Origin of the sequence: Streptomyces sp. 142MFCol3.1, from assembly GCF_000424945.1 — a bacterium.
Taxonomy (GTDB): Bacteria; Actinomycetota; Actinomycetes; order Streptomycetales; family Streptomycetaceae; genus Streptomyces; species Streptomyces siamensis.
The window spans coordinates 104571-115830 of the sequence record NZ_AUKV01000020.1 but is presented as its reverse complement, the minus strand read 5'-3'; the positions used below and the strand labels follow the sequence as shown (position 1 = coordinate 115830).

Annotated in this window: 9 protein-coding genes and 2 pseudogenes; 6 read left to right on the top strand and 5 right to left on the bottom strand. The window is 70.9% G+C overall.

Annotated elements, in window-relative coordinates; translation table 11 throughout:
* The first annotated feature begins 97 nt into the window (after window positions 1-97).
* From H305_RS0128040 to H305_RS0128020, 5 genes and pseudogenes are all read left to right on the top strand, one after another.
* Entirely contained in the window at window positions 98-1438 is a 1341-nt protein-coding gene (locus H305_RS0128040) for an ABC transporter substrate-binding protein (protein WP_028803367.1), read from the top strand.
* Window positions 1439-1562: 124 nt separating this feature from the next.
* A pseudogene (locus H305_RS47230) lies at window positions 1563-2004 on the top strand (rhamnogalacturonan acetylesterase); the annotation flags it as partial.
* 77 nt (window positions 2005-2081) lie between these two features.
* Window positions 2082-3413: a pectate lyase family protein gene (locus H305_RS0128030; RefSeq protein WP_028803366.1), complete on the top strand. Its 1332-nt coding sequence runs from the start codon at window positions 2082-2084 to the stop codon at window positions 3411-3413.
* A 1-nt stretch (window position 3414) separates the two neighbouring features.
* Window positions 3415-3561 carry a hypothetical protein gene (locus H305_RS53520; RefSeq protein ID WP_158690581.1) on the top strand — a complete coding sequence of 49 codons (147 nt, stop codon included), beginning with the start codon at window positions 3415-3417 and terminating at the stop codon, window positions 3559-3561.
* Between the two features lie 117 nt (window positions 3562-3678).
* Window positions 3679-4470, top strand: coding sequence for an HAD family acid phosphatase (locus tag H305_RS0128020; RefSeq protein WP_028803365.1), 792 nt, complete (start codon window positions 3679-3681; stop codon window positions 4468-4470).
* Window positions 4471-4722: 252 nt separating this feature from the next.
* Here H305_RS0128020 and H305_RS47225 read toward each other — a convergent pair.
* Window positions 4723-4932 (bottom strand): annotated as a pseudogene (locus H305_RS47225) (SigE family RNA polymerase sigma factor); the annotation flags it as partial.
* Window positions 4933-5198: 266 nt separating this feature from the next.
* On the opposite strand from H305_RS47225, the gene H305_RS0128010 reads away from it, so the two are divergent.
* Window positions 5199-6650 (top strand): NCS2 family permease, encoded by a 1452-nt coding sequence (locus tag H305_RS0128010; protein WP_028803364.1) that lies wholly within the window; start codon window positions 5199-5201, stop codon window positions 6648-6650.
* 52 nt (window positions 6651-6702) lie between these two features.
* On the opposite strand, the gene H305_RS0128005 is transcribed toward H305_RS0128010, so the two are convergent.
* Genes H305_RS0128005 through H305_RS0127990 form a run of 4 tightly spaced genes read right to left on the bottom strand, consistent with a single transcriptional unit; the run spans window position 6703 to window position 11254 of the window.
* Complete coding sequence (locus H305_RS0128005) at window positions 6703-8154, bottom strand: peptidoglycan D,D-transpeptidase FtsI family protein (RefSeq protein WP_028803363.1); 1452 nt, start codon at window positions 8152-8154, stop codon at window positions 6703-6705.
* 55 nt (window positions 8155-8209) lie between these two features.
* Window positions 8210-8884, bottom strand: coding sequence for a response regulator transcription factor (locus H305_RS0128000; protein ID WP_028803362.1), 675 nt, complete (start codon window positions 8882-8884; stop codon window positions 8210-8212).
* Window positions 8881-10209 carry a sensor histidine kinase gene (locus tag H305_RS47220; protein WP_037765557.1) on the bottom strand — a complete coding sequence of 443 codons (1329 nt, stop codon included), beginning with the start codon at window positions 10207-10209 and terminating at the stop codon, window positions 8881-8883. The genes H305_RS0128000 and H305_RS47220 overlap by 4 nt, the downstream gene beginning before the upstream one ends.
* 10 nt (window positions 10210-10219) lie before the next feature.
* Window positions 10220-11254, bottom strand: a complete 1035-nt coding sequence (locus H305_RS0127990; RefSeq protein WP_028803361.1) for a hypothetical protein — start codon at window positions 11252-11254, stop codon at window positions 10220-10222.
* Window positions 11255-11260 lie beyond the last annotated feature (6 nt).

Sequence of the window (11260 nt, the reverse complement as noted above, 5' to 3'; positions counted from 1 at the left end):
GCTCCCGATGCACGCACACCGGTGCGGCGACACCGCAGTCGCCGCACACCCACAAGACCCCACAACCCCGTTGAATCCAGAAGAAGAGAGCCGACCAATGAAGATCAGCATCCGTAGAAGCAGGCGTGCCGCGACGGCCGTCGCCCTGGGTTCCGTGCTCGCGCTGACCGCCACCGCCTGCGGCGACGACGGCAGTGGCTCGGCCGGTGACAAGGGCGGCGAGGGCTCCGGCAAGGGCGAGATCACCTTCTGGGACAACAACGGCGGTGTGCGCACCGACATCTGGAAGCAGATCATCGCTGACTTCGAGAAGAAGTACCCGGACATCAAGGTGAACTACGTCGGCATCCCCGCGGCGAGCGCCCAGTCCAAGTACGACACCGCCATCCAGGGCGGCGGTCTGCCCGACGTCGGCGGTGTGGGCACGGCGATGCTTGCCGAGGTCGCGGTCCAGGGCGCGCTGGAGCCGCTGGACAGCCGGGTCGACAAGAGCGCGCTGAACGGCAGGCTCAGCAAGAACCTGCTGGACAGCAGCCGGGCCGCGGGCGGCGGCGACATGCTCTACCAGGTGCCGACCTCCGCCAACAACGGCACGCTGTGGTACCGCACCGACCTGTTCGAGAAGGCCGGTCTGGACGCCCCGACGACCTGGTCGAAGTTCTACTCGGCGGCCGACAAGCTCACCGCCAAGGGCAAGAACGCGTTCGGCTTCACCATCCGGGGTGGCGAGGGCGCGATCGCGCCGGCGCTGGACGCGGTGTACGGCCAGACCGGCATCACCTCGTTCTGGAACGGAGACAGGACCACCGTCAACGATCCGAAGAACGTGGCCGCGCTGGAGAAGTACGTGGCCCTGTACAAGAAGGACACCCCGTCCGCAGACGTCAACAACGACTTCACCAAGATGGTCGCCCAGTGGGACAGCGGCACCATCGGCATGCTCAGCCACAACCTCGGCTCCTACCAGGACCACCTGAAGGCCCTCGGCGCGGACAAGTTCCGCGGCATCCCGAACCCGACGCAGGACGACGGCACGCGCGTCCAGGTGTCCAACCCGGTCGACGGGCTGAGCCTGTTCAAGTCGAGCAAGAACAAGGCCGCAGCCTGGAAGTTCATAGAGTTCGCGCTCTCGGCCGAGGAGAACTCCAAGTTCAACGAGTCCGCGGGCCAGGTGCCGGCGAACACCGACGCCGCCAAGGACGAATGGATCCAGCGGGCCGAGCCGACCAAGCTGGCGGCCGAGGCGCTCAACGGGGCCGGCACCAAGATCGTGCAGCTGCCGTACTACCTGCCGGACTGGAACACCATCTCCAAGGCCGACAACGAGCCGAACTTCCAGAAGCTGCTGCTCGGCAAGATGACCGCGAAGCAGTTCCTGGACACGCTGGCCGACCAGCTCAACGCCGCGCAGGCGGACTGGAAGAAGAACCACGGATGACCCGCCCGGACGCGCGGTGAAGCGACTGCGCGGCCGTCGTCCGGCCGTCGGGCCGGCCGGTCGCGCAGTGCCCCGCGCCCCTGCCGGGGCGCGGTTCCCGCCCTCTGTTGAAAGGCACGACGAGATGTCCCTGAGCCGAAGACAGGTCACCTCGGCGGCGCTCGCCGTCGTCCCGCTCGCCCTCGCGGCCACCGGCACCGCCCGGGCCGCGCACCGGCGCCGCACCCTCTACATCGCCGGCGACGCCACCGCCGGCCAGAAGTACGCCGACGCGGCGCCCGAGACCGGCTGGGGCACGGCCCTGCCGTTCTTCCTGCACGACGGTCTCGCCGTCGCCGACCACGCGGTGAACGGCCGCAGTTCGAAGAGCTTCATCGACGAGGGCCGGCTGGACGTCGTCCTCGACGCGATCCGCCCCGGCGACCTCCTCGGCGTCCAGTTCGGCCACAACGACGAGAAGAGCGCCGGCCCCCGGGGCGCGGGCACCCCGCGGCGCGGCAGCGCGGCGGCGCCGCCTCGACGACGAGATCCCCGTCGACGGGGCGCGGGCCCGGGGCGCGCGTCCGGCGAGACCTGGATCACCTGGCCCACGACCTGACCGAGCACCACCCGCCATCCGACCCGACGGGAAGAGAGCCGCACCATGAACGCACAGGAATGGCATGGGCATGCCACACGACGTCCGGCGACACGTGCCGCGGCGCTGATCGGCTGCACCGCCCTCGTCCTCGCCGTCACCGGCACCACCGCCGAGGCCCGCTCAGCCGACCCCGCCCGGCAGACGCTCGCGGCCCGCGACGGGTGGGCCTCCGCGGGCACCGGCACCACCGGCGGATCCACCGCCGACGCCGCGCACGTCTACACGGTCACCACCTGGGACGGATTCAAGGCCGCCCTGGCCGCCGGCGGCGCCGCCCCGAAGATCATCAAGGTGAAGGGCACCATCGACGCCAACGCCGACGGCTGCGACTCCTTCGCCGCCGACGGCTACGACTTCGGCGCCTACCTGCAGAAGTACTCGCCGGAGAACTGGGGTTACGACACCGACCTGTCGGCCGAACCCGACGACAGCCCCGAGGGACTGCGTCGCGCCTCCGCCGCCCGCCAGGACACCGCCATCAAGGCCTCCGTCCCCGCCGACACGACGCTGATCGGCATCGGCGAGGACGCGGGCTTCAAGGGCGCCAGCCTCCAGATCAAGGACGTCGACAACGTCATCGTCCGCAACCTCGCCTTCGAGAGCCCCCTCGACTGCTTCCCGCAGTGGGACCCCACCGACGGCGACACCGGGAACTGGAACTCCGAGTACGACAGCGCCGTGGTGTACGGCTCCACGCATGTCTGGCTCGACCACAACACGTTCACCGACGGGGAGCACCCGGACAGCAGCCTGCCGACGTACTACGGCCGGATCTACGAACAGCACGACGGAGAACTCGACATCGTCAAGGGCGCGGACTACGTGACCGCCTCCTGGAACGTGTTCGCCGACCACGACAAGACGATCCTGATCGGCAACAGCGACAGCGCGGCGACCGCCGCCGTCGACCGGGGACACCTGAAGGCCACGTTCCACCACAACCTGTTCACCGGTCTCGTCGAGCGCGCGCCCCGCGTCCGCTTCGGCCAGGTCGACTCCTACAACAACCACTTCGTCGCCGACTCCACGTTCTCCTACAGCTTCGGCATCGGCATGGAGTCCCAGCTCGTCGCCGAGCACAACGCGTTCACGCTGCCCGACGGGATCAGCGCCGCGACGGTCCTGAAGAAGTGGAAGGAGGCGCCGCTCACCGCCGCCGACAACTACGTCAACGGCAGGAGGACCGACCTGATCGCCGTGCACAACGCGCAGATCCCGGCCGAGACGCTCCAGTCCGGTGCCGGCTGGACTCCCGCGCTGCGTACGAAGGTCGACCCGCCGAAGGCCGTCCCGGGCCTCGTCGACCACCGGGCGGGCGCCGGAAGGATCCGCTGACATGGCCGGGCCCCCGCTCAGCAGAAGGGCGTTCGTCGCCGCGGCCGTCACGGTCCCCGCCGACCGGCCCCAACTCACCCCCGAGGAGGCCGAGTCCGCCACCCGCGAGGCACATCTCGGCGACCGGGCACCCTGGAAGGACCGCTGATCCGTCCACCGCCGGCGCCGGGCTCTCCGGTGCCGCCGGGGCCCGTTGCCTGTGGAGTATGTATCGATCGGGCAACGGGCCTCGCGTTCCCCTGGGTGACGCGCGTAGAAACCTGTCATGCATAAGCCACGCATCGCGGCCATCGCCGCCGCCTGTGCCGTCGCCGGCGCCGCCCTGTACGGCGCCGGCGCGGCCACCGCCGGTCAGTCGACCGCGAACTCGACCCACGAGCCCTACAACATCGGGGTCCTGGTCAAGGACATCGACACCTACTACGGCACGACGCTCGACAGCGACGGTGTGTACCAGGCCTCCCCGGACAGCCCGTACGCCAAGGACCTGGCGCGCATCGAGTCCGACGCCGAGCGCTACATCGACAAGGCGGCGCACAAGGCCCGCCACCACGGCGAGAAGCCCGCGGTCGTCTTCGACATCGACGACACGCTGCTGCTCTCTCTCGACTACGAGAAGAAGACCAACTACACGTACAACTCGGCCTCCTGGGCCGCGTACGTCGCCCAGGCCGACCGCCCGGCCGTCTTCGGCACCCCCGCACTCGTCGAGTACGCGCGGTCCAAGGGAGTCGAGGTCTTCTACAACTCGGGCCTGAAGGAGTCGCAGCGCGCCGACGCCGTCAAGAACCTCAAGAAGGTCGGCGCCGACGTCAACCTCGACGCCGACCACATGTTCCTCAAGGACGCGGCCAACCCGCCCGCCTACCTGGGCGACTGTGCCACGGCGACCGCCTGGAACTGCACCACCGTGCAGTACAAGTCCGGCACCCGCAAGCACATCGAGTCCCTCGGGTACGAGATCGTCGCCAACTTCGGCGATCAGTACTCCGACCTCGACGGCGGCTACGCCGACAGGACGTACAAGCTCCCGAACCCGACGTACTTCGTGAGCTGAGCCCTCCCGGGAGACGAACGCCCCCGCAGGTCGTCACCGGCGGGGGCGTTCTCTGCTGACCGAGGGGGGCTCGGGTCAGCAGGTCCGTACAAGGGAAAGGACGCCGGAATCGAACGTCCGGTTGTTTCGTTCGGCAATCTATTCGTGAGCGGCGGCGTGCGGTCGTGAAGCGGGTTCCTCGAACGGTGAGTAGACCTCTGCGTCTCCGGGTCGCCACCCACGGGAAAAGGGTGGCCGCGTCCGGCGGGGCCAGATCACGAGGGGCGCGTACGCCACCGGGTGGTCCGCCGCGCGCACCCGGTCCCAGCGGTGCCGCAGGGCGGGCGGCGCGTCCGCCGCCAGATCGTCCGCGACGTGCGGTTCGCCCGTCAACAGGGCGGCGAGGCGGGGGAGTTCGGCGTAGTGCCGCTCGAAGAAGGCGTGGAACCCCACGGAGGCGTTGTCGTCGAGGGCCGTGTCCACGGGTGGGTGACCTCCCCTCGCTGCGGCTACGGGCACCGGCGGGGGTGCGGGTGCGTGGTCGTGCGGCCCCCGTGTGCCATCCGTGACGAAGCGGCTGTCCGTGGGACGGGATGCGAGAGCGAATCAGCGTCCGTACGGAGCTTCGAATGCCGTATGGCGGGCCGAACTCGATTCCGTAACACGGAGAAAACCTGAAACCGGTGCGACGTGGGAACAATCCAGCCAGCATCCGCACACCCAGCACGCAGGCATCGAGGAGCAACGCCATGTCCGAATCCCAGAAGGTGGCCGACCGGCCAAGTGCCGCGCCCCCCGCGGCGAACAGCGTCGACGGGTTCTTCAAGATATCCGCCAGGGGCTCCACCTTCGGCCGGGAGATACGCGGCGGCTTCGCCACGTTCTTCACGATGGCCTACATCCTTGTCCTGAACCCGATCATTCTGGGCAGCGCCAAGGACAAGTTCGGCCACCAGCTCGACGCCGTCCAACTGACCACCGCCACCGCCCTGGTGGCCGCCGTCATGACCGTCGTCATGGGCCTCGGCGGCAACCTCCCGCTCGCACTCGCCGCGGGCCTCGGCCTCAACGCGGTCGTCGCCTTCCAGATCGCCCCGCTGATGAGCTGGGACGACGCGATGGGCCTGATCGTCCTGGAGGGCCTGCTGATCTGCGTACTGGTGGTGACGGGTCTGCGTGAAGCGGTCATGCACGCGATCCCGCAGCCGCTGAAGCAGGCGATCAGCGTCGGCATCGGTCTGTTCATCGCCTTCATCGGCTTCGTCGACGCCGGGTTCGTCACCCGCATCCCGGACGTCGCGAGCACCACGGTCCCGGTGCAGCTCGGCGGCACCGGCACGCTGACCGGCTGGCCGGTCCTCGTCTTCTGCCTCGGCGTGCTGCTGACCATCGGACTGCTCGCCCGCAAGGTCAAGGGCGCGATCCTGATCAGCATCGTGACCATGACGATCGCGGCGATCGTCATCAACTCCGCCGCCGACATCAAGAGCTGGGGACTGACCACGCCGAAGCTTCCCGACGACGTGGTGGCCTCACCGGACTTCGGACTGCTCGGTCACTTCAGCCTGTTCGGTGCCTTCGGCGAGACCGGCGCGATCACGGTCGTCCTGCTGATCTTCACGCTCGTCCTGTCCGACTTCTTCGACACGATGGGCACCGTCGTCGGCATCAGCGCCGAGGCCGGCCTGCTGGACGAGGAGGGCAAGGTGCCGAACCTCGGCCGGGTCCTGCTCATCGACGGCGCCGCCGCGGTGGCCGGCGGTGCCGCCTCGGCCTCCTCCTCGACCTCGTACATCGAGTCGGCGGCGGGCGTCGGCGAGGGAGCCCGCACCGGCTTCGCGAACCTGGTCACCGGCGGGCTCTTCGCGCTCGCGCTGTTCCTGACCCCGCTGCTCACGATCGTCCCGCTGCAGGCCGCCGCGCCCGCGCTCGTCGCGGTCGGCTTCCTGATGATGACCCAGGTCAAGCACATCGACTGGGACAGGTACGAGATCGCCATCCCCGCCTTCCTGACCATCGCCGTGATGCCGTTCACCTACTCGATCACGAACGGCATCGGCGCGGGCTTCCTGGCCTACGTCCTGATCAAGACGGTCCTCGGCAGGGCGAAGGAGGTCCACTGGCTGCTGTGGGCCTCCTCGGCACTGTTCCTCGTGTACTTCGCGATCGATCCGATCGAGCAGATCCTCGGCGTGAAGTGACGACGAGGGCCCCGCACCCGGACGGGGGTGCGGGGCCCTTCGCGGGTGGCGCTCAGCCCTTCAGCGCGGCCCGCATCGCGGCCTTCGCGACCGGCGCCGCCAGGCCGTTGCCGCTGACCTCGGAGCGGGTGGCGTCGGACTGCTCGACCATCACCGCGACGGCCACCTCCTTGCCGGTGGAGTCGGACTTCGCGTACGACGTGAACCAGGCGTAGGGCGTCTCGCTGTTGTTCTCGCCGTGCTGGGCCGTGCCGGTCTTGCCGCCCACGGTCGCGCCGGAGATCCTGGCGTTCGTGCCCGTGCCGTCCTCGACGACCGTCTGCATCGCCGACCGGAGCTGCCGCGCCGTGGACGAGCTGACGATCTCCTTCGTGCGCGTGTCGTCGTCGTAGTTCTTCAGGACGTTCCCGTCGGCGTCGCTGGTCTGCGCCACCATGTGCGGTGAGACCAGCTTGCCGTCGTTGGCGATCGCGGCGGACACCATGGCCATCTGGAGCGGCGTCGCCGTCACGTCGAACTGGCCGATGCCGGTCAGCGCCGTCGAGGACCTGTCCATGCCCGAGGGGTACACGCTGGCGTAGGCCCGCACCGGCACGTCCTGCTCCTCGTCGTTGAAGCCGAACTTCTCCGCCATCGCCCTGACCTTGTCCTGGCCCAGGTCGACGGCCATCTTCGCGAAGACGTTGTTGCAGGAGTACTGGAGCGCGACGCGGATGGAGGCGTCCTCGCAGGGGGCCGAGCTGTTCTCGTTCTTCAGGACACGGCTCGTGCCCGGCAGCGTGTACGGGTCGGGGCTGTCCGTCTTCGCGTCCACGTCCGGGTACAGCTCGTCCTCCAGCGCGGCGGCCGCGACGACCAGCTTGAACGTCGAGCCAGGCGGCAGCGGCTGCCGGAGCGCGCGGTTGACCAGCGGCTTGTCGGCGTCCTTCTTCAGCTTCTGCCAGACGCTGTCGTTGCCCGCGGAGATCGTCGTCGGGTCGTACGACGGTGTGGAGACGGCCGCGAGGATCCTGCCCGTCTTCGGGTCGATCGCGACGGCGCCGCCCTTCTTGTCGCCGAGCGCGTCGTACACCGCCTTCTGCACGTCCGGGTCGATCGTCGTGATCACGTCACCCGGGTCGGCGTGCTTGCCGGTGAGCGCGTCCAGCGGGTTCTTCAGCCGGGTGTCCGTGCCGTCCAGCAGGTCCCGGTAGATGCCCTCCAGCTGGGTCGCCCCGTACACCTGGGAGCTGTACCCGGTGACCGCCGCGTACAGGCTGCCGTCCTTGTACGTCCGCTTGTACTTGAGGTCGCCGCCCTTCGTCGGCGCGGAACCGGTGATCGCGTCGCCGGCCACGATGATGTTCCCGAGCGGGTTCGCGTACAGCGAGATCGCGTTCCGCCGGTTGTCCTTGTCGTCCGCGAGCGCCTTGCCGTCGTAGAACTGCACCCAGGTCGCCCTGACCAGCAGTGCGAGCACGAGCAGTAGAGAGAAGACGGCGGCCCGCCTGATCGTCTTGTTCATCCCGCCCAGAAGGACGAGTGGAGGAGGGCGGATCGTTCCCTCCCGCCGCGGTTTCTCATCCGCCCTTCATGAAGCCGGCCTCGTACGCGGCGATCACCGCCTGGGTGCGGTCCCGTGTCCCGGTCTTCGCCAGCACCGCCGCCACGTGCGACTTCACCGTGGCGGGGCCCACCCCCATGCGCGCGGCGATCTCGGCGTTGGTGAGCCCCGTCGCCATCAGCCGCAGCACGTCGCCCTCCCGCGCGGTGAGCCTCGCCACCCACGGCGGTGGCGCGGGACGGGACCGGGCGTGCCCGGCGGCCAGCGCGCGCACCGCCGACGGGAACAGCAGCGTGTCGCCGCGCGCCACCAGCCGGACGGCCTGCACGAGCGCGTCCGCGTCGGCCCGCTTGAGCAGGAAGCCCGCGGCTCCGGCGCGCAGCGCCTCGTACACGTACGCGTCGTTCTCGAAGGTGGTCACGACGACGACGCGCGGGGGGTCCGGCAGGGTCGCCAGGATCTGCTCGGTGGCCCGGATGCCGTCGACCTCGGGCATCCGCACGTCCATGAGCACGACGTCCGGGGCCAGCTCCCGCACGACCGACACGGCCTCGGCGCCGGTGGCCGCCTCGCCGACCACCTCCAGGCCGGGCTCGGCGTCGAGGATCACGCGCAGGGCGGTGCGCACCATGCGCTCGTCGTCGGCGACGACGATCCGCAGGGGAGCGGTGCCGGGGGACGGGCCGGTCATGAGGGCTCCTCGTCTCTCTCGACGGGCGGTCGTACGGGCAGGCGCACGGCCAGGCGCCACAGCCCGTCGGCCGGGCCGGCCTCGGCCGTGCCGCCGAGGAGGCGGGCACGGTCGGCGACCCCGCGCAGACCGTGCCCGCCGCCGGGACGGGGCGCGGGGACCGCCGCGGACACCGGGTTCTCGGCGGTCATGTACAGCTCGGTGCGCGGCCCGTCGCCGGTGAGCGCGATCCGCAGCGTGACACGGGTGCCGGGACCGGCGTGCTTCAGCGCGTTGCTCAGTGCCTCCTGCACGATGCGGTACGCCTCGCGCGACACCCGTGGCGGCAGGGTCTCCGGGCGCACCTCGACGGCGGCCGTGACGCGCAGGCCACCGGCGCGGGTGCGGCGCAGCAGGCCGTCGAGGTCGGTGTCGAGCGTGGGGGTGGCGGGCTCCCCGCGGCCGGATCCCACCGCCGGGTCCGGTCCGGGCCGCCGCTCCCGGTCGTCGCCCTGCCGCAGCATGCCGAGGACCGCGTCCAGTTCGCCGACCGTGCGCCGCGTGGTGTCCTCGATGGCGGCGAGCGCCTCCCGGACGAAGTCGGGGTCGGTGTCGAGGACCCGGCGGGCGGCGCTCGCCTGGAGGGTGACCGCGCTGAGGGCGTGGCCTACCGAGTCGTGCAGCTCGCGGGCGAGGCGGTTGCGTACCGCGAGGTCGGCGGCCCGGCGTTCGGCCGCCGCGAGCCGGTCCTCGGGCGTGGGGCCGAGCAGCCGGGGCGCCCAGCGTGCCAGCAGCCCGCCGGACCCGGCGGCGCAGCTCGCGAGCGCGATCAGCGTGGCGATCCCGGCGACCGGGGAGAGCGTCAACGCCCAGCCGTGGTCGAGGACTTCGGGCAGTCCCAGGCGTGAATCGCCCAGCAGCACGACGGCGGGCAGTGCGATGAGGACGGCCGCGAACGGCGGCACGGCCAGCGACATCCCGCTGATGATCCCGCCGAACCCGAGGTGCAGGGTGAACCAGCCCGCCGCCCGCCGGCGGGCCGCCCAGGTCCGCGCGGGTCCCTCGGCGAGCGCGTCGCCGTCGACGCCGCACAGGGCGCGCACCGCGGCCACCGACATCGGCCGGGTCAGGGGGAACAGCGCGGTGACCGCGGCGAGCGGCAGTCCGACGGCGAACGAGAGGAGTTGGAGCGGCAGCGAGTCGAACACGTGCCGCGAGCCGGTGGCGGGCCCGACGATCACCTCGCCGACCAGCACGTACGGCATGGCGAGCGCGCCGCCGAGGATCAGGTGGACCCATCGCCGACGGGCCCGTCGGCCGAACAGGAAGCGGGCGGCCCCCCTCACGCGGACCCCCTCACGCGGTACGCCGCGGCGGCCCGGCGGCGGCGGACCGCTCCGCGAAGAGGTACGCGCCGAGGGTGACCACGAGCACGCCGACGATCATCTGCACAGAGTAGGTGAGGTTCATCAGGCCCGTCGGGCGATCTGCGACGTCGTCCCCACCGCCCAGGCTCGCCAGCGACAACCAGCCGCCCCAGCACGCCACCGCGCCGGATCCGGCCCAGCCGAGGGCGAGCGGCACGGCCAGGGGCAGGTCCCGGCCGCGCCGGAAGGCGAGCATCCAGGCGCCCGCGACGGCGCACAGCAGATGGACCACGTACATCGCCTCCAGCACCCGGAAGTCGCCTGACCGGTCGGCGATCCTCCCGGCGCTCAGCCCCGACGTGCCGCCGCAGGCCCACATCAGGTGCGTGGTGAGCGGGAACAGTGTGAGCACGGCGGCGGCGACCGCCGTGGCCCGCCGGGCGGCGCCGGCCGGACCGGCGGACAGCTCCCGGACCCGGCCCCGCCACAGGTGGGCCCAGCGGTCCCCCGCGTACAGCACGAACAGCACGCCCAGCGTGAGGCCCTGCACGATGAACCCGGTGTAGACGACGCCGAAGACCCATTCGTCCAGGAACGGTTCGCGGCCCGCGGCGGCCGGATCGCGGCCCGAACCGCCGAGGAGCCGTACGAGGAGCTGCATCGGGTAGCCGGTCATGATCGGCGTGAGCAGGCCGGTCGCCACCCACATGGGGAAGGCGAGCAGCCAGGCGGGGACGCGCAGGCCCCACGGCCGGGTCAGCAGCAGCGCGAGCACGATCACCGCGCTGTCGAGCAGCACGCTCAGACCGTTGACGACGGCCATGCCGACGCGGTGGTCCAGCAGCGAGCTGCCTCGGGGGATGCCGATACGGCTTCCCGCCACCCAGGCGATCTTCAGGGACAGATAGGGCACGCAGGAGACGACGGCCACGGCGCGAAGGGCCCGGCGCGCCCGGCCGGGCCCTCCCCAGGACGGTTCCGACTGCGACGGCGTGTCCGGCCCGGCGGTGGATGTCTGCGTCATGCCCTC

Excerpts from the sequence above, each read along its gene's own strand:
- H305_RS0128040 (WP_028803367.1), top strand. The coding sequence starts at position 98 with ATGAAGATCAGCATCCGTAGAAGCAGGCGTGCCGCGACGGCCGTCGCC.
- H305_RS0128030 (WP_028803366.1), top strand. The coding sequence starts at position 2,082 with ATGAACGCACAGGAATGGCATGGGCATGCCACACGACGTCCGGCGACA.
- H305_RS53520 (WP_158690581.1), top strand. The coding sequence starts at position 3,415 with ATGGCCGGGCCCCCGCTCAGCAGAAGGGCGTTCGTCGCCGCGGCCGTC.
- H305_RS0128020 (WP_028803365.1), top strand. The coding sequence starts at position 3,679 with ATGCATAAGCCACGCATCGCGGCCATCGCCGCCGCCTGTGCCGTCGCC.
- H305_RS0128010 (WP_028803364.1), top strand. The coding sequence starts at position 5,199 with ATGTCCGAATCCCAGAAGGTGGCCGACCGGCCAAGTGCCGCGCCCCCC.
- H305_RS0128005 (WP_028803363.1), bottom strand. The coding sequence starts at position 8,154 with ATGAACAAGACGATCAGGCGGGCCGCCGTCTTCTCTCTACTGCTCGTG.
- H305_RS0128000 (WP_028803362.1), bottom strand. The coding sequence starts at position 8,884 with ATGACCGGCCCGTCCCCCGGCACCGCTCCCCTGCGGATCGTCGTCGCC.
- H305_RS0127990 (WP_028803361.1), bottom strand. The coding sequence starts at position 11,254 with ATGACGCAGACATCCACCGCCGGGCCGGACACGCCGTCGCAGTCGGAA.